This window comes from Promicromonospora sp. AC04, assembly GCF_003058225.1.
GTDB lineage: Bacteria > Actinomycetota > Actinomycetes > Actinomycetales > Cellulomonadaceae > Promicromonospora.
This window is the reverse complement of record NZ_QBUG01000011.1, coordinates 227,260-248,557: the sequence shown is the minus strand read 5'-3', so window position 1 is coordinate 248,557 and position 21,298 is coordinate 227,260. Positions and strand designations below refer to the sequence as shown.

The following is a 21,298-nucleotide window of genomic DNA, read 5'->3' as shown; positions in this document are numbered from 1 at the left end:
TAACAGAGAAGCTCAAACACTCACAGCGAGACGAGGAAATTTTCGTGAAGGCACTCGCCGCCCGCAGGCATCACCGGCTGGCGCCGGTCGTACTCCTGCTGCTGGCGCTGCTGACCACGGGCGGCGTCTACGCCGCCCTGGCTCCGAGCACGGCTAATGCCGAGACCGTCAGCACCGCGGACATCGAGACCGGTAAGAAGCTGTTCCAGGCCAACTGCGCGACGTGCCACGGCGCGAACGCGGAGGGCACCGACGGCGTGCCGTCCCTGGTTGGCGTCGGCGCAGCTGCCGTCGACTTCCAGGTGTCGACGGGCCGGATGCCGATGCAGATGAGCGGTCCGCAGGCGCGGGCCAAGCCGGCGCAGTTCAACGAGGAGCAGACCGCGGCCCTGGCCGCCTACGTCGCCTCGCTGGGCGCCGGACCGGCGATCCCCACGGACGAGCAGGTCGACGCCACCCAGGGCGACCCGTCCAACGGCATGGCCCTGTTCCGCACCAACTGCGCCATGTGCCACAACGCCGTGGGCGCCGGCGGCGCACTCTCGGAGGGCAAGTTCGCCCCCGCGCTGTGGGAGACGTCGGAGCGGAACATCTACCAGGCGATGCTCACCGGCCCGCAGTCGATGCCGGTGTTCAACGACGCGAACATCACGCCGGAGGAGAAGCGCGACATCGTCTCGTTCCTCGTCGAGCAGCGCGAGGGTTCGGCCGGCGGTAACGCGCTCGGCGCCCTCGGACCGGTGTCCGAAGGCCTCTGGGCCTTCGTGATCGGCCTCGGCCTGCTCATCGGCGCCGCAGTGTGGATCGGAGCGAAGTCCTCGTGAGCGACAACCAGAACCCCCCTGCCGACACCTCTCACGAGGTGACGGTCACCCCGCAGACCGGCAACGCCGTCGGGCATGCCGAGCGGTTCCCGGACCCGGGCATCCCGGAGCACAAGCACCGCCTGACCGACACGGACCCGCGGGCGGCCAAGCGCGCCGAGCGGACGGTCACCTTCCTGTTCGTTCTGTCGATCCTCGGCACGATCGGCTCGATCGTGGCCTACGTGATGGTCCCGCCGGACGGCACGACGTCGGGCGTCCGGCTCTCGACCCTGCTGATCGGCCTCGGCCTCGCGGTTTCGCTGCTCGGCATCGGCGTCGCGGGCATCCACTGGGCCAAGGCGCTCATGGGTGACAAGGAGATGGTCCAGGAGCGCCACCCCCTCGCGTCGGACGACGCGACCCGCGCGGACGCGGTCAAGGACCTGAACGACGGGCTCGAGGACTCGGGCGTCGTCGGACGGCGTGGTGTGCTCAAGGGTGCGTTCTTCGGCGCCCTGGCGCTGTTCCCGCTGGCCATCGCCGTGCCGCTGATCGGTTCGGTGGGCGGCGACTGGAACATCTCCGCGTTCAAGCACACGATGTGGAAGCGGGGCACGCGCCTCGCGATCGACCCGTCGGGCCGGCCGATCAAGGTCGCGGACGTCACCGTGGGCTCCGTGTTCCACGTGATCCCGGAGACCACCGAGGAGTTCCGCGAGTCCCACGAGTGGATCACGGAGAAGTCCAAGGCCGTGGTCCTGATGGTCCGCCTCAACCCGGAGGACCTCCGGACCGACCAGTCGCCCGAGGGCGAGACCTGGTCGCACGAGGGCATCGTCGCCTACTCGAAGATCTGCACGCACGTGGGCTGCCCGGTGGCGCTCTACGAGCAGCAGACCCACCACCTCCTGTGCCCCTGCCACCAGTCGACGTTCGACATCGCCGACAGCGCGAAGGTCGTCTTCGGCCCGGCCAACCGCCGGCTGCCGCAGCTGCCGATCACGGTCGACGACGAGGGCTACCTCATCGCGCAGGACGACTTCGCCGAGCCCATCGGCCCGAGCTTCTGGGAGCGCCTGAAGTGAGCACCGCGACCCACGACACCAAGCGCGAGGCTCCGGCCAAGCCGACGACGCCGGTCGGCAAGGCCGCCGACTACCTCGACCAGCGCACCTCGATCGGCGTCGCCGTCAAGGAGTTCGCGCGCAAGGTCTTCCCGGACCACTGGTCCTTCATGCTCGGCGAGATCGCCCTGTTCTCGTTCGTCGTCCTGATCGCCTCGGGCTTCTTCCTGACGATGTTCTTCGAGCCGTCGATGGCGCTCACCACCTACGAGGGCGAGCACCCGGCCAACATGCACGGGCAGCTCATGTCCGTCGCGTTCGCCTCGACCCTCGACATGTCGTTCGAGGTGCGCGGTGGTCTGCTCATGCGGCAGATCCACCACTGGTCGGCCCTGATCTTCATGGCCTCGATCGTGGTGCACATGATGCGCGTGTTCTTCACCGGCGCGTTCCGCAAGCCGCGCGAGCTCAACTGGATCGTCGGCCTGGTCCTGATGATCCTGGGGCTGGCGGCCGGGTTCTCCGGCTACTCGCTGCCCGACGACGTGCTGTCGGGCAACGGCCTGCGCATCACCGACGGCGTGATCAAGTCGATCCCGGTGATCGGCTCGTTCATGTCGTACCTGGTCTTCGGCGGCGAGTTCCCGGGCCACCACATCGTGCCGCGCCTGTTCACCATCCACATCTTCGTGGTGCCGGGCATCCTGCTGGCGCTCATCGCGCTGCACCTGTTCCTCATGGTGCTGCAGAAGCACACCCAGTACCCCGGTGGTGGCCGCACGGACAAGAACGTGGTGGGCTACCCGGCGGCGCCGGTGTACGTGGCCAAGATGACCGGCAACTTCTTCATCGTCGCCGGCGTGCTGACCCTCATGGGCGCCACGATGGCGATCAACAACGTGTGGAACTACGGTCCGTTCGACCCGTCGCCGGTGTCCGCCGGTGCGCAGCCGGACTGGTACATGCTGTTCCTGGAGGGCTCGCTGCGACTGATGCCTGGCCAAGGCACGGAGTGGGTCATCGGCGGGTTCACCCTGCCGCTGAACGTCCTGGTCCCCGCCGTGGTCATCCCGGGCATCCTGTTCACGTTCCTGTTCGTCTACCCGTTCCTCGAGGCACGGGTCACGGGCGACGACAAGGAGCACCACGTGCTCGACCGCCCGCGCAACAAGCCGGTGCGTACCGGTCTGGGCGTCGGCTTCCTGACGGCGTTCATCATCCTGGCCCTCGCCGGGTCGAACGACCTCATCGCCACGCACTTCGGGCTGTCGATCAACTCGATCACGTGGGTGTTCCGGTTCCTGCTCTTCGTCGGGCCGGTGTTCGCGTACTACATCACCAAGCGCATCTGCCTCGGGCTGCAGCGCAAGGACCGCGAGCTGGTGCTGCACGGCCACGAGTCGGGCCGCATCGTGCGCTTCGCCAACGGCGAGTACATCGAGGTCCACACTCCGCTCGACGAGCAGGAGCGCTGGCTGCGCGTCAACTACGAGGCGCCGGCCCCGCTGGCGATCGCCCCGAAGACGGACGCCCGCGGTGTGAAGCGCAAGGGCTACGGCTCCGACAAGCGGTGGCAGGGTCTGTCCCGGTTCTTCTACGAGGACCGCGTGGAGCCCGTCACCCCGGCGGAGGTCGAGGCCGCGCACTCGCACGGCGAGCACGACGAGCTGACCGGATCCGAGCGCCAGACCGTCGAGGCGGGCGTAGGAACCACCTCGCAGGAGCACTGAGCGACCTGCGACACCAAGCGATGGCCTGTGTCTCCCGAACCGCAGCTGCGGCCGGGGACACGGGCCATTGCCGTCCCGGCGGGCACCACACAGGCGCACGACCAGGACGGCGTCTTCCCCTGCGCACCGTCCGGTGTGCGGACCGATCCTGGAGGTACCTCAGCAATGGCTGTTTACACGCTCCCTGACCTGACCTACGACTACGCCGCGCTCGAGCCCCACATCTCGGGCAAGATCATGGAGCTGCACCACTCCAAGCACCACGCGACGTACGTGGCCGGGGCGAACACGGCTCTGGAGCAGCTCGCGGAAGCTCGCGACTCGGGCAACCTGGCCGCCGTCAACCTGTTCGAGAAGAACCTCGCGTTCAACCTCGGTGGTCACATCAACCACTCGATCTTCTGGACGAACATGGCGCCCGAGGCCGGCGGCGAGCCGACCGGCGACATCGCCGCGGCGATCGACGAGCACTTCGGCTCGTTCGAGAAGTTCAAGGCGCACTTCACCGCCGTTGCCGCCGGTGTGCAGGGTTCCGGCTGGGCCGTCCTGGCCTGGGACTCCATCGGCGAGAAGCTGGTAGTGGTCCAGCTGTTCGACCAGCAGGGCAACATCCCCTTCGCGCTCACCCCGGTCCTCATGCTGGACTGCTGGGAGCACGCCTACTACATCGACTACCTGAACGTGCGCCCGGACTACATCAAGGCGTGGTGGAACCTGGTGTCCTGGAGCAACGTCTCCGAGCGCCTGGCGCGGGCGAAGACGCAGACCGCGGGCCTCGTCGTCCCGTCGGCCTGACCAGCCGATCGGCTGACCGGCCAGCCACCTGACCTGATCCGGTGCACCTGCGGGGACGCTTCCCCGCGGGTGCACCGGATCCGTCCTGTCACGGATCGCCCGGCTAATTCGTCGTCACGGGTGGAAAGCAGCGTCCAGGTCGGTGTCTACTGGAGAGGCACGGATCGACAGGCGCGTATCTCCTACCTCGAGGTGATGACGTGGCAAAGCAGCGTCCGACCACCGCGCTCGGCAAGACCGCGGACTACCTGGACCAGCGGACCACCATCGGTGTCCTGGTCAAGGAACTCGCGCGCAAGGTCTTCCCGGACCACTGGTCCTTCATGCTGGGCGAGATCGCCCTGTTCTCGTTCATCGTGCTCATCGCCTCGGGATTCTTCCTGACGATGTTCTTCGAGCCGTCGATGGCCCTGGTGCGTTACGAGGGCGACTATCCGGCAGCGATGCACGGCCAGCTCATGTCGGCGGCGTTCTCGTCGACCGTGAACATGTCGTTCGAGGTGCGCGGCGGCATGCTCATGCGGCAGATCCACCACTGGTCGGCCCTGATCTTCGTGGGCTCGATAGTGGTGCACATGTTCCGGATCTTCTTCACCGGCGCGTTCCGCAAGCCGCGCGAGATCAACTACCTGGTCGGCCTGACCATGCTGATCCTGGCCCTGGCGGCCGGCTTCACCGGCTACTCGCTGCCGGACGACGTCCTGTCCGGCAACGGCCTGCGCATCATCGACGGCGTCGTGAAGTCGATCCCGGTGATCGGCTCGTTCGTGTCGATGATCGTCTTCGGGGGCGAGTTCCCGGGCCAGCACATCATCCCGCGGCTGTTCACCCTGCACATCTTCGTGATCCCCGGTCTGCTGATCGCGCTGATCGGCCTGCACCTGTTCCTCATGGTGTTGCAGAAGCACACGCAATACCCCGGGTCCGGCCGCACGGACCGGAACGTCGTGGGCTACCCGGCGGCGCCGGTCTACGTCGCGAAGATGACGGGCAACTTCTTCATCATCGCCGGCGTGCTCACGCTGATGGGCGCCACGATGGCGATCAACAACGTGTGGAACTACGGGCCGTACGACCCGTCGCCGGTCTCGGCGGGCACACAGCCCGACTGGTACATCTTGTTCGTCGACGGCGCGCTGCGCCTCATGCCGGGACCGGGCTGGGAGTGGGTCATCGGCGGCTACACGCTGAGCATGAACCTGCTGATCCCGGCGCTGATCCTGCCTGGCATCCTGTTCACGCTCCTGGGCGCGTGGCCGTTCCTCGAGGCTCGCGTCACCGGGGACCACCGCGAGCACCACGTGCTGGACCGGCCGCGCAACCGGCCGGTGCGCACGGGGATCGGCGTCGCGCTGTTCGTCGCGTTCGTGATCTGCGCCCTGGCTGCCACGAACGACCTGATCGCCACGCACTTCTCGCTCAGCATCTTCGCGATCACCTGGGCACTGCGCGTGCTGATCTTCGTGGGCCCGGTGTTCGCGTTCTGGGTGACCAAACGCGCGTGCCTCGGTCTCCAGCGCAAGGACCGCGAGCTGGTGCTGCACGGCCACGAGTCGGGCCGTATCGTGCGCTTCGCCAACGGCGAGTACGTCGAGGTGCACACGCCACTGGACCCGCAGGAGGTCTGGCTGCGTACCCAGCACGACGTCCCGCGGCCGCTGGAGATCAAGCCGGCCATGGACGCGCGCGGCGTCCGGCGCAAGGGCTACCGGTCCGACCGGCGCTGGCAGAAGCTGTCCGAGTTCTTCTACGAGGACCGGGTGGAGCGCGCCACGCCCGCCGAGCTCGCGGCAGCCCACTCGCACGGCAAGCACGACGAGATCGAGGCGAAGGCGCCCGCCGCCGTCACTGGGTCCGGGGGCGCGCACCGCAAGAAGTGAGTGGCGTCGGCGTCGGCCGACGCGCTCAGGCGCTGCTTGCCGGACGCCTGAGCCTGCGGCTCAGCTCCGGGCGCGTGCCTCGTTGCGCGGCCCTCACTCTGCGTTGCGTGCTGCTCAGTCGTCGAGCCCCAGTGCGAACGCCTGCTCCAGGTCCGCCTTCGAGAAGGCGCGGAACGCGATGAGGGTCTCGGTGTTCTGCACGCCGGGCACCTTGTTCACGGAGTCGGACACGACGCCGGCGAGCTGCTCGTGCTCGGGCACGCGGACGATCGCCACCAGATCGGTCTTGCCGGTCACGGAGAAGACCTCGCTCACTCCGTCGATGTTCGCGACCTCCTGCGCGACCTCGGGAATGCGGGACGTCTCGGCATCGATGAGGACTATCGCGGTCAGCATGCCGTCATCGTATCCACGCCCGCGCCGGAGGTGAGAGCGGGCGCGCGTTCATCAGGACACCGCCAGCTCGACCTGCACCCGGTCGCTCACCCACGCGAGGTCCGCGTGTGCCCCCGCCGCGCGTACCGGGCACGCCCACGTGTCGCTGAGGTGGACCAGCCGCACGCCGGGGGAGTCGAGCCACGCCAGCAGCAGGTCGGTCTCCTCGGGGTGTGCGGCGGGCGCCGGCGCGACCGGCGGTTCGACGTGCTCCGCCGTCGTGCGTAGGGCGGAGACCAGGGGGAGGGGACTGGCGCCGGGTGCCGAGACGTCGGTGGCGGCGAGCCGGCCGTGCTTGATCACCACGATCTCCCAGCCGCCGGGCTTGCCCGGGGCGTCGCCGATGCCGGACGGGCGGGCCGCCACGAGCTCGGCGCAGCGCGCCAGGGGGTCCAGCCGCTGGGCCCGGTGGGCGCCCGAGACGAAGGCGCGCAGCCGCCGCGTGACCTCGCCCGCCTCCTCGTACCGCTCCTGGTGGGCGAGCGTCGCTATCCGGTCGGAGAGCGCGCGCACCACCGGGGCGGGGTCACCGGTCAGGGCGCTGCGGGCGGCGTCGGCCACGTCGTCGTACGACGTGTCGGGGCCTTCCGTGGCCACGCACGGGGCGGAGCAGCGGCCCATGCCCGCCAGGGCGCACGGGCTGCCGGCCTGCTTGGAGACCAGCGGGATGCGGGCGGCGCACTGGCGCAGGTTCAGGGCGTCGTGCAGGGCGTGTACGGCCTCCTGTGCTGTGCGCCGGGACCCGAACGGCCCGATGTGCGCGGCACCCGCGACGACGCCGCCCACCACCGACAGGCGCGGGTATGCCTCGTCCGTGAGACGCACCCACGAGTGCCGCTCGGGGAACTTCGAGCGCCGGTTGTAGCGCGGCGCGTGCTCGGTGATCAGCCGCAGCTCGCGCACCTGCGCCTCCAGCGGGGTGGCGCACGCGACGGGCGTGACCCGCTCGGCGATGCGGACCATCTCCGTGATCCGCTTCCGCTTCTCGGCGGCGGTGAAGTACGACCGCACCCGCTTGCGGATGTTGACGGACGTGCCTACGTACAGCACCTCGTCGCCCGGGCCGCGGAAGAGGTAGACGCCGGGCGACTCGGGCAGGCCGTCGGCGAGGTGGCGCTTGCGGCGCACCTCGGGTGGCACCGGGTCGGCGGCCGTGGCGAGGTCCTCGAGGTGCGTGATGCCCATCGGGGCTAGGCGCTCGAAGAGGGCGTGCAGGACGTCGACGGTCGCGCGCGCGTCGGCCAGGGCGCGGTGCTCGGGGGAGACGGTGGCGTGGAACAGGTTCGCGAGCGTGGACAGCTTGTGGTTGGGCGCCTCGTCCCGCGTGACCAGGCGGCGGGCCAGGGGCACCGTGTCCACGACGTCGAACCCGGGCCACTCGTAGTCGAGCCGGGCGCACATCGCCTTGAGGAAGCCGATGTCGAACGGCGCGTTGTGCGCCACCAGCACCGTGTTCCGCGCGAACTCCAGGAAGCTCGGCAGCACCAGCGCGATGTCCGGCGCGGTGGCGACCATGGCGTTGGTGATGCCCGTCAGCCGCGCGACGAACGCCGGGACCGGCTGCCCCGGGTTCACCAGCGACTGGAACTCGCCCAGCACCTCACCGCCGCGCACCTTCACCGCGCCGATCTCGGTGATGCCGCCCTCTTTGGCGTTGGTCCCCGTGGTCTCGAGGTCTACCACCACGAAGGTCACGTCTCGCAGGGGCGTGCCCAGCTCCTCGAAGGTGGCCTGGTAGGCGGACGTGGTGGTGCTCACGGGGCAGAGGCTAGCCGGAGACTCTGACACGCTTGTTCGAGCCGCGCCGTCGGTCGGTGAAGGCGGCTGCTTGATCCTCCTTGCGGGTCCAGGAAGGAGTCGCGATGGGGATCAGCCGGGACGTCCGGATGGCGTGTGCCCGAGCGGCCCACCTGCCGGAGGCGCTCAGGTCCAGGTCTCGCCCGTGAGCTGTTCGTAGATCTCGACGTAGCGGGCGCGAGTCTCCTTGACCACGTCGGCCGGGATCTCCGGGCCGGGGTAGGTCCGGTCCCAGTCCTTGAGCGTCGAGGACCAGTCGCGCACGAACTGCTTGTCGTAGGACCACTGCGGCCGGCCCGGCTCGTACTCGCTCATCTTCCAGAAGCGCGACGAGTCCGGCGTCAGCACCTCGTCGGCGAGCGTGAGGACGCCGTCGGCGTCGGTCCCGAACTCGAGCTTCGTGTCGGCGATGATGACACCCCGCTCGCGCGCGATCTCGGCGCCGCGGTCGTAGATCTCGAGCGTCAGGTCGCGCAGGCGGGTAGTGGTCTCCTCGCCCAGGCTCTTGGCGATCTCCTCGACGGAGATGTACTCGTCGTGTCCCTCGTCCGCCTTGGTCGACGGCGTGAAGACGGGCTGCGGGAGGCGGTCGGCCTCGACCAGGCCAGGGGGGAACGCCACCCCGGACACGCTGCCGGAGGCGCGGTAGCTCTCCATGCCGCCGCCGGTGAGGTACCCGCGCGCAATGCACTCGACCGGCAGGATCTCCAGCCGCCTGCACCGGATGGCGCGCCCGGCCCACTCCTGCGGGACGTCCTCGCTGATCACATGGTTGGGCACCAGGTCGGCGAACTTCCGGAACCACCACAGCGAGAGCTGGGTCAGGATCGCGCCCTTGTCGGGCACGGGCGTCGGCAGCACGACGTCGTACACCGACACGCGGTCGGAAGCCACCAGAATCACATCGTCGCCGTCCGCGTAGACCTCGCGAACCTTGCCCTTACGGATCAGTTCCACGCGGCCAAGGTTATCCCGGCACTTCGTCGACATCGACGTCGCGGACGGTGGATCGGTCTCGCTCGATGGCCAGGTCGAGCACGGCGTAGCCGTGGCCGTCGAGGTGCACGACGTCGGGTCCGCCGTCGCCCGCCTCGACCCGGCAGCCCCGGGCGACTACCTGCCGGGCGCCCGCGGCGCCGTCGAGCGGCAGGCGCACCGCCGAGCGGCCCGGGTTGAGCACTATCGCGAGGGTGCCGCCCCGCAAATAGGCCATGGGATACCCGGTGGCGAGGACCTCGACGGGCGAGGCGACGTCGAGGCGGTGGTCGCCGTGCCGCAGCGCGATGAGCCTGCGGACCAGGTGCAGCAGCGAGTCCTCGTCGTCGACCTGGCCGGCGACCGTGGGCCGGTCGGGGTCGGGGTCCTGCGGCAGGTATGTCGAAGTCGCGGGGTTGCCCGGGCCGAACGCGCCCGCGGGGAGGTCGCCCCACTGCATCGGGGTGCGCGAGCCCGCCCGGTCGTACGTCGGGCTCAGGCGGGAGCCCTCCAGGGTTGGTGTGCCCGGCACGTACCGCATGCCGATCTCGTCCCCGTAGTAGACGGACGGCATCGCCGGCCAGGTCATCGTGAGCACGTGCGCCACGCGGGCCTGCTCGGCGTCGCGCGTTCCCGCCACGAGCCGGGTGAAGTCGTGGTTCGACGTCGGCAGGCCCACCACCCCGCCACGCCCGTCGGCAGCTATGGCGTCGGCCGCGTCCCGCCAGGCGCGGACGAACGTGGCGGCGTCGCCGGTCCCGTCGTCACCCGCCCAGGCGGGCACCTCGCCCCAGGACGGGTTCACCGTCCCGGCGCCGTTGTTCCACAGCGACCGGAGCGGGAGCCCGTCGTCGTCGCCCCCGAACTGGAGGAAGAAGTCGGCGTGGAAGCCCGCCGGGACGGCGACCCGCGGGTTGCCCCACTCGCTGATCAGCACGCGCCCGGGGAAGTCGCGGTCCAGCCAGGCACGCATCTCGTGCCACAGCTTGCCCGTCTCCACGTGCCCCGGATCGTCCTTGACGAGCGACGACGCCATGTCGACGCGGAAGCCCGCCACGCCGAGCCCGAACCAGTGCGCCATGATCTCGCGCAGCGCGGCGCGGTTGGCCAGCGGCCCCGGGGCGTCGACCGGCTGACGCCAGGGCTCGGCGGGGTCGGTGCGCGCGTAGCCGTAGTTCAGCGCGGGCTGGACGGGGAAGAAGTTGGGCCGGAAGTACCCGCCCCGCGCCCCGGGCCCGGGCTGGAAGCCGTCGACGGGTACGTCGCTCCACACGAACCGATGGTCGTCCGGGTCGTCGGCCGACGCGCGGAACCACGGGTGCTGGTCGGAGGTGTGGCCCGCCACCAGGTCGAGCAGCACGGAGATGCCCCGGCGTCCGGCCTCCTCGGTGAGCTGGGCCATGTCCGCGTTCGTCCCGTAGCGCGGGGCGACGGTGAGGAAGTCCGCGACGTCGTACCCGGCGTCGGCGAACGGCGAGACGAAGCACGGGCTGAGCCAGATCGCGTCCACCCCGAGCCAGGCGAGGTAGTCCAGGCGCCCGGCGATCCCGGCGAGGTCGCCGATCCCGTCGCCGTTCGCGTCCGCGAACGACTGCGGGTAGATCTGGTACAGCACGGTGCGCCCCAGGTGGGCGGCGAGGTGCACGGCGGTGGTGGTCAACGGGCTGGCCCTTCGTAGGTGGTGCGGAAGGTCTCGGCGGGTGAGGCCGTCCGCGAACGATGCTATGCACGAGCACTGACAGACCGACGTGTCAGAGGCTCAGATCACGAGCGACCTGAGCCTCTGACACGTCCGGTGGTTACTGGAGGCCTACGGCGAACTCCTCCAGCTGCATCAGCGGGCGGACCGTCTGCTCCAGGGCGCCGGTCGAGACGTAGCGCCGGACGGCGTCGTCGGCCAGCTCGTTGCCGAGCGCGGCCATGATCATGCCCTGGTCCAGGGCCAGGTAGCGCTGGGAGACCTGGCCGCTGCGGACCGCGACGGCGTCGTAGAAGCCGCCCGGGCCGTAGGCGTCGAAGTCCCGGGAGATGGCCCGCAGGTTGGCCATCGCCTCGCCGCGGGCGTACCGCAGCGCCAGGAACGACGCGTGCGGCGTCACGACGCCGTCGCCGTACTGAGTGGGCGCGGGCGAGCCCTCGCGGCACCCCTCGTACGGCTGGTCGACGGCGGTGCGCTCCTGGTCGGTGGTGTAGCCCGGGCCGTCCAGCCCGAGCTGGTCCACGCCGTACTCGCGGTACCCGCCCGCCGGGTTGTTGGACGGCGAGAAGCCCCAGTACCCGTACCCGGCCTCCTGCATCCCGTGCTCGATCTGCCCGCGCACGTACAGCGGGTGGTTGCGGCCCCACGACCGCGGCCCCCACTTCTCCTCGGGCACGAAGAGCGGCACCATCAGCGCCTCGAACATGCTGCCGCCCCAGGTCGGGACGATCCGCATGCCGCGGTACGGCAGGGCACCCTCGAACACGGGCACCCCCAGGTGCTCGGCCCACTCGCCGACCGGCTTCGTCTCGGTCCAGTCCCAGTCGCACGTGTCGGGGAAGGTGCGGTACGTGCCGAAGTAGTGCTTGGCCGGGATCTGCCCCTCCGCGATGCCGAGGTAGGACGCGATCCGCGGCTCGGTGTTGAACGCGCCGTAGTGGTGTCCCGTGTACCAGACGTCGGCGCCCATGCCGCAGTAGTCGCCGGGGACCGGCGCGGTCTCCTGCGGGTCGGTGTCCCAGAACCCGCCCCGGATCTGGTTCTGTGCCGGGTCGTAGTAGCAGCCGAAGTTCATGCGCTCGCGGACGGCGTCCGCCTCGTCCGCCAGGGACGGCTCCGCGCGGCTCGCCAGGAGCAGGCCCGTGGCCAGCCAGCCGTTGTCGACGCTGGACAGGAACGGCTTGACGGGGTCGCCCGAGCCGGGGAACTCCAGGAGCTTGGCGCCGGTGGCCGGGTCGTACCAGTTGTAGAACATGCCGCTGGCCTCGTGCCGCTCCAGCCCGGCGACGGTGTCCAGCGTGGTCGCCATGCGGTGCCGCGCCTCGCGGGCGCTGATCAGGCCCGTGTCGCGGGCCACCACCGTGCTCCACAGGTAGGAGCCGATGTTCGTCGGCGACGTGTAACCGCCGCGGCTGCCGGGGCTCAGGTCGCCGGCGATGTTGTCGTCGGGCAGCCCCGTCTCCTCGACGACCAGGGCGTCGAACGAGCGCCACGTGTCGGCCGCCCAGGTGCGCAGCTGCCGGCGGTCGCGGACCTGGCTCGCGTTCTGGGCCTGGGCCTGGCTCGCGACGGGGTCGGGGGCCGCGGCCCGGGCCGCGCCGGTGGCGCTCGCCGGCACGGCCGTGAGCGCCAGGGCGGCGACGGCGGCCGCCGCGACCACTGTCCGGTGCCCTCTGCTGACGGGACTCCTCATGATGTGTCTCCTCTACGTCGTCGTAGTCGTGACAGTTCGTGCGGTCTGTGGGGCGGGCGGCCGCCGTCGGCCCTGCTCGGGTCAGCCGGCGGGGAGCTCGCCCGTGCGCGCGACCTTGCCGAGCCAGCCGAGGCTCGGCTTGGGCGTGCGCTCGAACGTCGTGCGGTCGACGGCGATGAGCCCGAACGTGGGCCGGAAGCCGCTCATCCACTCGTAGTTGTCGAGCAGCGACCAGTGCAGGTATCCCTCCACGCGGCAGCCGCCGGCGATCGCGCGGGCCATGCCCTCAAGGGCGCCCCGGGTGTAGTCGATGCGGCGGGCGTCGTCGGCCGTGGCCATCCCGTTCTCGGTGACGATCATCGGCACGCCGCCGGTGATGCGGTGCGTGTACTCCAGCGCCTCGCCCAGCGCCTGCGGGTAGTACTCCCAGCCGGTCAGGGTGCGCTCGACGTCGTCGGCCGGGGGGACGGGCTCGCCGTCGGCCCCGATGATGGTGCGCAGGTAGCTCTGCACGCCGACGAAGTCGTCGCCGCGCGCGACCTCGAGGAAGAAGTCCTCGCGCGGGTAGGCGTATGCGTCGCGCGCCGCATCGGCCCCGGGTGCGGCCTGGAACACCTGGTTGGCGATGGTCCACCCGGCCCGCACGTGGCCCAGGCCGTGCAGGATCTCGACGGCGCGCCGGTGCGCCGTCGCCTGGACCTCGGAGGCCGCCTGGTCCGGGGCGGCGAGCCCCGCGGCGTCGAGGTTGGTGCGCCGGCTCGCGCCGAGCATCATCGAGGTGATGTTGGGCTCGTTGATCGTGACGACGTGGCCGACGTCGCCCAGGATCGACGTCGCCGTCTCGACGTAGCGGCTGAACGCGTCGACGGCGTCGGGCGCGAACCAGCCGCCGCGCTCGGCGAACCATCGCGGCAGCGTGAAGTGCAGCAGGGTGACCATCGGCGTCACGCCGGCCTCGAGGCACGTGTCGATCATGCGCCGGTAGTGCGCCAGCTGGGCCCGCGAGATCTCGCCCTCGGCGGGCTCGATGCGCGCCCACTCGATCGAGAAGCGGTACGCGTTCAGGCCCGCGTCCGCGAGCAGGCGGACGTCCTCGGGGTAGCGGTGGTAGCTGTCGACGGCGTCGCCGGAGCTCTCCGCGCACAGTGTCCCGGCGACGTGCTCCTTGGCCCACCAGTCGCTGTTGACGTTGCCGCCCTCGATCTGGTGTGCGGCGGTCGAAGCACCCCACAGGAAGTCGGGCGCGGTGGGCAGCGTGATCTGTTCGGTCACGGAAAAACTCCTCGGGTGGTGCGGTTCGGTGCTCCGGGCGGAGCCGGGACGACGGCGGCTACTTGAGCCCGGTGGTCGAGATGCCCTGCACGATGTGCCGCTGCAGGACGAGGAAGACGATGAGGATGGGCAGCACGATGACGGTCGCGCCCGCCACCAGCAGGCCGTACTGCACGGTGTTCTGGCCCGTGGAGTACAGGGCGAGCGCCACGGGCAGCGTGTACTTGTCGGCGGACTGCACGGCGACCAGGGGCCACAGGAAGTTGTTCCAGGAGCCGAGGAACGTCAGGATGCCGAGCGTCGCCAGCGCGGGCTTGGTCTGCGGCAGGACTATGCGGAAGAACGTGCGGAACTCGCCGGCCCCGTCGACGCGCGCGGCGTCGAGCAGCTCGTCCGGGATGTCGAGCATGAACTGCCGCATCAGGAACACGCCGAACGGCGCCGCCAGGAACGGCAGGACGAGCGCCGCGTAGGTGTTGATGAGGTCCAGGTTGGCCACGAGCACGAAGAGCGGCACGAACGTGACCATGCCCGGGACCATCAGCGTGCCCATGACCAGCGCGAAGAGGATGCGGCGGCCGGGGAAGTCGAGCTTTGCCAGGGCATAGCCGACCATCGCGCTGAACAGGACCGACCCGACGGTCACGACCAGCGCGACGACCACCGAGTTGACGAAGTACCGCGGGAAGTTCAGCGAGGCGAACAGCTCGGTGTAGTTCGTCCACGTGAACTGCTCGGGGAACAGCGTGGGCGGGAACTGCCGGATCTCGCCCTCGGGCTTGACCGATGACACGACCATCCACAGCAGCGGGCCGACGGAGGCCACGAGGCCGACCAGGAGCGCGACGTTGAGGAGGATCGAGCGCGGCGTAAACCGGCGCTTGCGGGTCACGTCGGTGCCGGTCGTAGCGGTGCCGAGCATGCGGGAGGTGGCGGTGGCGGCCATCACTTCTCCGTCCGGAGCAGGCGGAACTGGAGGTAGGACAGGATCACGATGGCGATGAACAGCACGTAGCTCATCGCTGCCGACAGGCCGTAGTTCCCGAACCCGAACTGGTTGAAGATCTCGTACGCGACCGAGTTGGTGGCGCCCAGCGGGCCGCCCTGCGTCATCACGAACGGCTCCTCGAAGAACTGCAGGTAGCCGATGCCGGTGATGACGGCGCAGAACAGCAGCGTCGGCCGCAGCAGCGGGACCGTGATGGACCGGAACTGCCGCACGGCGCCGGCCCCGTCGATGGCCGACGCCTCGTACAGGTCGCGGGGGATGCCCTGCAGCCCGGCCAGCAGGATGACCATCGAGTACCCGACGTTGCGCCAGGTGGCCATCATGATGAGCGAGGGCATCGCCCAGACCGGGTCGGTGAGCCAGCGCGGCCCCTCGATCCCGATCACGCCGAGCAGCGAGTTCACCAGCCCGAAGTCGGGCTGCAGCAGGAACCGCCACACGACCGCCACCGCGACGATCGAGGTCACGACCGGCGCGTAGAACCCGACGCGGAACACGGACCGGAACCACGCCAGGCCCGAGTTCAGCAGGACCGCCAGGAGCAGCGCCATCGCGAGCGTGAGCGGCATCGCCACGCCGACGAAGTAGAGCGTGTTCCCGGCGGCCTGCTGGAACTTCGGGTCCGCGAGGACCTCGACGAAGTTGTCGAACCCCACGAAGTTCACGGCCAGGGGCGTCCGGAGGTCGGCCCCGTGCATGTCGGTGAACGCCATGTACAGGGACGACGCCACCGGGACCAGCATGAACACGGCGAACAGCACCGTGAACGGCAGCGCGAAGCCCCAGGCGGCGAGGCCCGTGCGGCGGCGGCGTGCGGAGGTACGCCGCACCGGCACGGTCCCCGACGGGACGGACGCGGACGGGACGGTCGCAGTGGGGGCGGCCACGGGTCAGTCCAGACCCGTCCCGATCGAGGTGGCCGCTTCCTGCATCTGCGCGGCGGCGTCCTCCGGGCTGAGGTCGCCCGCGATCACCTGCTCGATGATGAGGTCGATCTCGTGCTCGATCTCGGACCAGGTCGGGATCGCGGGGGTCGACCGCGCGGTCTCCAGCACGTCCTGGTAGACGGCGACGGCGTCGTCGTCGGCCAGGGCCGGGTCGTCCCAGGAGGCCTGGACGGCCGGCAGGTCGTTCGAGATCCCGAACCAGCCGACCTGGGTGGCCGGGTCGGTGGCGAACTGGACGAACTTCCACGCGGAGTCGGGGTTGGCGGCGTCGGCCAGGACGGCGAGGTTGGAGCCGCCGATGAAGGACGCCGTCGTCTCGTCGGCGGGCAGCGGCACCACGCCGAACTTGTCGGCGAAGTCGTCGCCCGCGGTGGTCAGCAGGTTCGCGCGCTCCCACGGGCCCGAGACGAATGAGCCGAGCTTGCCGTCGACGAAGTTCTGCACCTTCTCGTCCTCGACGAGCACCTGCGGGGCGAGCCCGTCGCGCATGAACGAGGAGTAGTACTCGAGCGCCTTGACCTGGGCTTCGTTGTCGAGGGTGAACTCGCCGGCGTCGTCCAGGATCTCGCCGCCCGCCTGCCAGTAGAACGGGAAGTACATCAGGGCGGTGGAGTTGCCGCGGGTCTGCAGCGCGATGCCGTGGTCGGCCCCGGCGTCCTGCAGCCCGGCCGCGAAGGCGGTCAGGTCCGCCCAGGTCTCCGGAGCCTCCAGGCCGGCCTCCTCAGCGAGGTCGGTGCGGTAGTACAGGACGCGCGTCTCGACGTACCAGGGCACGCCGTAGGAGGTCCCGTCAACCACCGTCGTGTCCCAGGCACCCGGGAAGAACGCCGCCGAGTCGATGTCCTCCGGGGTGGCGGCGAGGCCGTCGAGCCCCACGAAGCCGCTCATGAGCGTGGTGCCGACCTGCATGACGTCGGGCACCTCGCCGGTGGCGATGGCCGTGTTGATCTTCTCGGTGGACGACTCCCAGGGGACCGGCGTGACGTTCACCGTGACGTCCGGGTTGTCGGCCTCGAACTGCTCGGCGAGCTCGGGCAGCAGCTCGCCCTCCGTGCCCATGGCCCAGACCTCGACGGTGCCGGTGGCGGGGCCCTCCGAGATGGTGCTGGAGCTGTCTGCTGTGGTGCCGGCCTCGTCGCTGCGTCCGCAACCCGTCAGGGCGAGGGCCAGCGTGAGGGTCGACGCCGTCGCCGCTGCGGCGAGGCGAGGGGTCCTGTTCACGATCACTCCTTTGTTGATCTGCTGCCCGAAATTTCGAAGTAGAATCTCGGAAAGACCCGGGGAGGTTAGACGGGCCGCAGGGCCGTGTCAATGGGGGCCCAGGCCGGGTTGCCAGGAGGCCCAGCGAGTTCCGCTACGCTCCTGATTTCGGAAAATGCCTGCTCACCGACGTCGACGGAGGACCAATGACCCAGGACCGGCCGCGCATCCCGCTCGCGATAGTTGCCGCTGAGGCGGGCGTCTCTGTCCCCACGGTCTCCAAGGTCCTCAACACCCGGCCCGACGTCGCCGGCGCGACCCGCGCCCGGGTCACCGAGGTGCTGGAACGGCACGGCTACGTGGTCCGCCCACGGTCGGCGAAGCCCACGGGCATGATCGACGTCCGCATCGTCGACTTCGAGGGGACGTGGTCCGAGGCCGTCGTGCGCGGCGCCGTCGCCGGCGCGCGGCGGCTCGGCCTCGACGTGGTCCTGGCGGTCGAGCCCGACCCCGACGACTGCAGCTCCTGGGTGCGGCACGCCCTGGAGCGCGGCACCGACGGCCTGGTCAGCATCGTCGCCGTGCCCGACGCCGAGGCGCGGCGCGCGCTGGAGGACACCGGCACGCCGCTCGTCGTCGTCGACCCGCGGCAGCGGCCGCCCGAGGGGATGCTCAGCGTCGGGGCCACCAACTTCCAGGGCGGGCTCGAGGCGACGGCGCACCTGCTGTCCCTCGGCCACCGGCGCATCGCCACCATCACCGGGGCGCTCGAGCAGGACAACGCCATCGCGCGGCTCGGGGGCTACCGCGCGGCGCTGATCCAGGCCGGCGCCCCCACCGACGACGAGCTCGTGTACGTGGGCGCGTACGGCGTCACCTCCGGGTACGAGGGCGCCCAGCGCCTCATGAGCCTGGACGACCCGCCCACGGCGATCTTCGCCAGCAGCGACGACACCGCCCTGGGAGCGCTGCGCGCCCTGCGGGAGGCCGGCCTGGTGGTGCCCCGCGACGTCTCGCTCGTCGGCTTCGACGACCTGCCGATCGCCCCGTGGATCGACCCGGCGCTCACCACCGTGCGCCAGCCGCTGGCGGAGATGGGCGCCACCGCCGTCGACCTGGTGCACCGGGCCCGCACGGCCAGCGGTCACACCCTCCGCACCGAGCTGGCGACCACCCTGGTGCAGCGCGCCTCGACCGCCCCGCCGCGGGGGGCTTGAAGTCGGCAGTCTCCCGTGATGTCGGCAGCTGGCACCGAGGTCGGTCCAGGCCTGAGCCGACTTCGGTGCCAGCTACCGACCTCGCTTTGTGCAAGCTGCCGGCCTTGCTGGGCAAGCTGCCGACCGTTCAGGGCGGGGTCAGTGCGGGAGGGGTCAGTGCCGGGACTTGCGCTGCGGGCGCTGGGGCTTTTCGACCTCTGGGAGCGGGAGGCCGCCGGGGCCCTCCTCGGCCGCGGGGGGCAAGGGTTCGCCGCGGCCCAGACGCTCCTTGGCGCTGGCCGCGTACGCGTCCACGTACTCCTGGCCGGACAGCGCGAGGATCGCGTACTGGATCTCGTCGGCGACGGCGCGGAGCACGAACTTGTCGGTCTCCATGCCCTTGTACCGGCTGAAGTCGAGGGGTTCGCCGATCACGGCGCCGAGCGGCATGAAGGTGGGCAGGCCCCGTCCGGGCGGCTGGGCGACGTCGGTGTCGACCATGGCGACGGGGATCACGGGGGCACCCGACTCGAGCGCCATCCTGGCCACGCCCGTCTTCGCCTTGTAGAGGCGGCCGTCGGGGCTGCGGGTGCCCTCGGGGTAGATGCCGAACAGGGTGCCCTCGCTCAGCACGCGCAGGCCGGTGCGCAGCGCGGCCTCGCTGGCTGCGCCGCCGGAGCGGTCCACGGGGATGACGCCGATGCCCGTCATGAACCAGGCGACGATCTTGCCCTTGAGGCCCTTGCCCGTGAAGTAGTCGGACTTGCCGAGGAAGGTCACCCGGCGCGGGATCAGGAGCGGCAGGATGAACGAGTCGATCACCGCCAGGTGGTTGCTGGCCACGATCGCCGCGCCAGTGCGCGGCACGTTCTTGCCGCCGATGACCCACGGCTGGTACGCGAGGCGCAGCAGCGGGCCGACCAGCAGGTTCCTCATCACCCAGTAGAACAAAATTCCTCCTCAAGACCCGACCCCGCGGGCCTCCTGACGACAATAGAGTGTGCCCATGGCCGCATCGAACACCGACGACCGAGACGACGACGTGCCCGGCGACACCCCACGCGAGCTGGGCGACGACGACGTGGCATCGCGCTGGGCCGACATCGTCGCCACGCTCGGCGACATGGACGTCTCTCGGACCGACGGCGAGACCGCCGGCAGGGAGAAGCCCGCCGAATCTTCTCAGACATCGCGGCCCGATGACGAGAGCAGCGACGACGGCGGCGCTCGCGCGCGGACGGACAGCGACGCGGTCGGTGGCTGGACGGACGGCGGCTGGGCGGCCGGCGACCTGACGACCGGCGGCCGGACGGGGGACCTGTCCGACGGCGAGCCGGAGCCCGGGGCGCGCGCGAACCAGCCCACCGGCCCGCGCGACTGGCCGCTGTCGCCCGACGCCGAGGCGCTCGAGGAGGCCGACTCGCACTTCACGCCGCCGGAGCCCCCGCCGCTGCTGTCCCGCGACCCGCTGCTGACGATGGCGTGGAGCTTCGTCGTCGGCGTCCCCGTGCTCGCGGTGATCGGGATGATCGTGTCGGCGGCGGTGCCGTCCATCGCGATTCCCCCGCTGGCCGGGCAGATCGGCCTCGGCCTGTTCGTCGCAGGCCTGGGCGTGCTGATCTGGCGCATGCCGCACCAGCGGGACCCGGACGACGACGGCCCGGGCGCCGTCGTCTGACCCGGAGCGGAACCGCAGGACCAAGGCTCGTCCGAGCCCCATACGTGTCGGACGTTCAGTTCACCCGAGTGATCTGAGCGTCCGACACGTCTGACAGGCCTGGGCCGGCGGCGGGCTAGCGCCGGGCCAGGTCCGCCGCGCCCACGATGCCCGCCTCGTTGCCGTGCTCGGCCAGCTCGATCTTTGCCACGGGCCGGTGGCCCATCGCGGACAGCTGGGCCTCGAAGCCGCGGCGCACCGGGCCGAGCAGCAGGTCGCCGGCCGCGCCGACGCCGCCGCCGATGACGATGAGCTCGGGGTCGAGCAGGGCCGCGACCGACGCGGAGCCCTCGCCGATCCAGCGGCCGAGGGTCGCGAGCAGCTCGATCGACAGCTCGTCGCCCTCCTGGGCGGCCTCGGTCACCATCTTGCCCCGGATCTTCTCCGGGTCGCCGCCGGCGAGCTCCAGCAGGCGGCCGGCTTGGTCCACCCGGGCGACGGCGGCGTGCTGGGCGTCGCGCTCCAGAGCGCTGCCCGACGCGTACTGCTCCCAGCAGCCCTCGTGGCCGCAGCCGCAGTAGTGCCCCTCGGGCACGACGCGCATGTGCCCGACCTCGGCGGCCATGCCCCACTTGCCGCGCACGAGCTCCCGCTCGGAGATGACGGCGCCGCCCAGGCCGGTGCCGACCGTGAGCATCAGCATGTCGGTGGCCTCGCGGCCCGCGCCGAACCGGAACTCGGCCCAGCCCGCGGCGTTGGCGTCGTTCTCCACCACGATGGGTACGTCGGACTCGACGAGCTCGGCCACCTTCGCGGCCAGCGGGTACTCGCGCCAGGCGATGTTGGGGGCGAAGTTCACCGAAGTCCGGTCCGGGCTGACGAAGCCGGCGGCGGCCAGGCCGATCGCGCCCACCTCGTGCTCCTTGACGAGCTCGTTGCACGCGTCCGCGATGGCCTTGTCGATGTGCGCGACGTCGTCGGCGTCCGTCTCCCGGCGCACCTGGGCGAGGATCTTGCCCTCCTCGTCGACGACTCCCACAGCGATCTTGGTGCCGCCGATGTCGACCCCGATGGCGTGCATTCGTCCTCACGTTCTCTCGTTGCGCGACGGTCACGCGGACCGTCGAAGGGGAGGTTGCACCG

At 70.6% G+C, this 21,298-nt stretch carries 18 protein-coding genes; 7 read left to right on the top strand and 11 right to left on the bottom strand.

Annotated features, from left to right (window positions below; all coding sequences use genetic code 11):
- Nucleotides 1–44 precede the first annotated feature (44 nt).
- The 5 genes from C8K30_RS25510 (at nucleotide 45) to C8K30_RS25490 (ending at nucleotide 6,275) form a co-directional block, all read left to right on the top strand.
- The gene (locus C8K30_RS25510; protein WP_108495697.1) at nucleotides 45–824 is read left to right on the top strand and encodes a c-type cytochrome; all 780 of its coding nucleotides are present in this window, start codon (nucleotides 45–47) and stop codon (nucleotides 822–824) included.
- Nucleotides 821–1,891: a ubiquinol-cytochrome c reductase iron-sulfur subunit gene (locus tag C8K30_RS25505; protein WP_108495696.1), complete on the top strand. Its 1,071-nt coding sequence runs from the start codon at nucleotides 821–823 to the stop codon at nucleotides 1,889–1,891. Before C8K30_RS25510 ends, C8K30_RS25505 begins: the two co-directional genes overlap by 4 nt.
- On the top strand, nucleotides 1,888–3,600 hold the full coding sequence (locus C8K30_RS25500) for a cytochrome bc complex cytochrome b subunit (protein WP_108495695.1): 1,713 nt from the start codon (nucleotides 1,888–1,890) through the stop codon (nucleotides 3,598–3,600). The genes C8K30_RS25505 and C8K30_RS25500 overlap by 4 nt, the downstream gene beginning before the upstream one ends.
- 165 nt (nucleotides 3,601–3,765) lie before the next feature.
- Entirely contained in the window at nucleotides 3,766–4,395 is a 630-nt protein-coding gene (locus C8K30_RS25495; protein ID WP_108495694.1) for a superoxide dismutase, read from the top strand.
- Nucleotides 4,396–4,595: 200 nt separating this feature from the next.
- Nucleotides 4,596–6,275 (top strand): cytochrome bc complex cytochrome b subunit, encoded by a 1,680-nt coding sequence (locus C8K30_RS25490; RefSeq protein ID WP_108495693.1) that lies wholly within the window; start codon nucleotides 4,596–4,598, stop codon nucleotides 6,273–6,275.
- Between the two features lie 114 nt (nucleotides 6,276–6,389).
- On the opposite strand, the gene C8K30_RS25485 is transcribed toward C8K30_RS25490, so the two are convergent.
- The 9 genes from C8K30_RS25485 to C8K30_RS25445 all read right to left on the bottom strand — a co-directional run bounded on the left by C8K30_RS25485 (nucleotide 6,390) and on the right by C8K30_RS25445 (nucleotide 17,323).
- Nucleotides 6,390–6,671: an Lrp/AsnC family transcriptional regulator gene (locus C8K30_RS25485; RefSeq protein ID WP_108495692.1), complete on the bottom strand. Its 282-nt coding sequence runs from the start codon at nucleotides 6,669–6,671 to the stop codon at nucleotides 6,390–6,392.
- Nucleotides 6,672–6,722: 51 nt separating this feature from the next.
- The gene (locus C8K30_RS25480; RefSeq protein ID WP_199230697.1) at nucleotides 6,723–8,468 is read right to left on the bottom strand and encodes a DEDD exonuclease domain-containing protein; all 1,746 of its coding nucleotides are present in this window, start codon (nucleotides 8,466–8,468) and stop codon (nucleotides 6,723–6,725) included.
- Nucleotides 8,469–8,633: 165 nt separating this feature from the next.
- Nucleotides 8,634–9,464: a phosphoribosylaminoimidazolesuccinocarboxamide synthase gene (locus C8K30_RS25475; protein WP_233257446.1), complete on the bottom strand. Its 831-nt coding sequence runs from the start codon at nucleotides 9,462–9,464 to the stop codon at nucleotides 8,634–8,636.
- Between the two features lie 10 nt (nucleotides 9,465–9,474).
- Nucleotides 9,475–11,142, bottom strand: a complete 1,668-nt coding sequence (locus tag C8K30_RS25470) for an alpha-amylase family glycosyl hydrolase (protein WP_199230696.1) — start codon at nucleotides 11,140–11,142, stop codon at nucleotides 9,475–9,477.
- A gap of 139 nt (nucleotides 11,143–11,281) precedes the next feature.
- Nucleotides 11,282–12,874 carry a glucoamylase family protein gene (locus C8K30_RS25465; protein ID WP_108495689.1) on the bottom strand — a complete coding sequence of 531 codons (1,593 nt, stop codon included), beginning with the start codon at nucleotides 12,872–12,874 and terminating at the stop codon, nucleotides 11,282–11,284.
- Nucleotides 12,875–12,955: 81 nt separating this feature from the next.
- A complete protein-coding gene (locus C8K30_RS25460; protein ID WP_199230695.1) occupies nucleotides 12,956–14,146 on the bottom strand; it encodes a glycoside hydrolase family 1 protein in 1,191 nt (396 codons plus the stop codon).
- A gap of 58 nt (nucleotides 14,147–14,204) precedes the next feature.
- On the bottom strand, nucleotides 14,205–15,092 hold the full coding sequence (locus tag C8K30_RS25455; protein WP_369941208.1) for a carbohydrate ABC transporter permease: 888 nt from the start codon (nucleotides 15,090–15,092) through the stop codon (nucleotides 14,205–14,207).
- Nucleotides 15,092–16,042 carry a carbohydrate ABC transporter permease gene (locus C8K30_RS25450; protein ID WP_233257445.1) on the bottom strand — a complete coding sequence of 317 codons (951 nt, stop codon included), beginning with the start codon at nucleotides 16,040–16,042 and terminating at the stop codon, nucleotides 15,092–15,094. The genes C8K30_RS25455 and C8K30_RS25450 overlap by 1 nt, the downstream gene beginning before the upstream one ends.
- A 3-nt stretch (nucleotides 16,043–16,045) precedes the next feature.
- Nucleotides 16,046–17,323 carry an extracellular solute-binding protein gene (locus C8K30_RS25445; protein WP_233257444.1) on the bottom strand — a complete coding sequence of 426 codons (1,278 nt, stop codon included), beginning with the start codon at nucleotides 17,321–17,323 and terminating at the stop codon, nucleotides 16,046–16,048.
- A gap of 185 nt (nucleotides 17,324–17,508) precedes the next feature.
- Here C8K30_RS25445 and C8K30_RS25440 point away from each other — a divergent pair, with 185 nt between their 5' ends.
- Nucleotides 17,509–18,519, top strand: coding sequence for a LacI family DNA-binding transcriptional regulator (locus C8K30_RS25440; protein ID WP_108495687.1), 1,011 nt, complete (start codon nucleotides 17,509–17,511; stop codon nucleotides 18,517–18,519).
- Nucleotides 18,520–18,672: 153 nt separating this feature from the next.
- Here C8K30_RS25440 and C8K30_RS25435 read toward each other — a convergent pair whose 3' ends face one another.
- Nucleotides 18,673–19,434: a 1-acyl-sn-glycerol-3-phosphate acyltransferase gene (locus C8K30_RS25435; protein WP_233257443.1), complete on the bottom strand. Its 762-nt coding sequence runs from the start codon at nucleotides 19,432–19,434 to the stop codon at nucleotides 18,673–18,675.
- A gap of 70 nt (nucleotides 19,435–19,504) precedes the next feature.
- On the opposite strand from C8K30_RS25435, the gene C8K30_RS25430 reads away from it, so the two are divergent.
- Entirely contained in the window at nucleotides 19,505–20,176 is a 672-nt protein-coding gene (locus tag C8K30_RS25430) for a hypothetical protein (protein WP_108495685.1), read from the top strand.
- A gap of 115 nt (nucleotides 20,177–20,291) precedes the next feature.
- Here C8K30_RS25430 and C8K30_RS25425 read toward each other — a convergent pair whose 3' ends face one another.
- Nucleotides 20,292–21,236, bottom strand: a complete 945-nt coding sequence (locus C8K30_RS25425; protein WP_108495684.1) for an ROK family glucokinase — start codon at nucleotides 21,234–21,236, stop codon at nucleotides 20,292–20,294.
- Between the last annotated feature and the right edge of the window lie 62 nt (nucleotides 21,237–21,298).

Excerpts from the sequence above, each read along its gene's own strand:
- C8K30_RS25435 (WP_233257443.1), bottom strand. The coding sequence starts at position 19,434 with ATGAGGAACCTGCTGGTCGGCCCGCTGCTGCGCCTCGCGTACCAGCCG.
- C8K30_RS25495 (WP_108495694.1), top strand. The coding sequence starts at position 3,766 with ATGGCTGTTTACACGCTCCCTGACCTGACCTACGACTACGCCGCGCTC.
- C8K30_RS25430 (WP_108495685.1), top strand. The coding sequence starts at position 19,505 with ATGGCCGCATCGAACACCGACGACCGAGACGACGACGTGCCCGGCGAC.
- C8K30_RS25465 (WP_108495689.1), bottom strand. The coding sequence starts at position 12,874 with ATGAGGAGTCCCGTCAGCAGAGGGCACCGGACAGTGGTCGCGGCGGCC.
- C8K30_RS25440 (WP_108495687.1), top strand. The coding sequence starts at position 17,509 with ATGACCCAGGACCGGCCGCGCATCCCGCTCGCGATAGTTGCCGCTGAG.
- C8K30_RS25485 (WP_108495692.1), bottom strand. The coding sequence starts at position 6,671 with ATGCTGACCGCGATAGTCCTCATCGATGCCGAGACGTCCCGCATTCCC.
- C8K30_RS25425 (WP_108495684.1), bottom strand. The coding sequence starts at position 21,236 with ATGCACGCCATCGGGGTCGACATCGGCGGCACCAAGATCGCTGTGGGA.
- C8K30_RS25455 (WP_369941208.1), bottom strand. The coding sequence starts at position 15,092 with ATGGCCGCCACCGCCACCTCCCGCATGCTCGGCACCGCTACGACCGGC.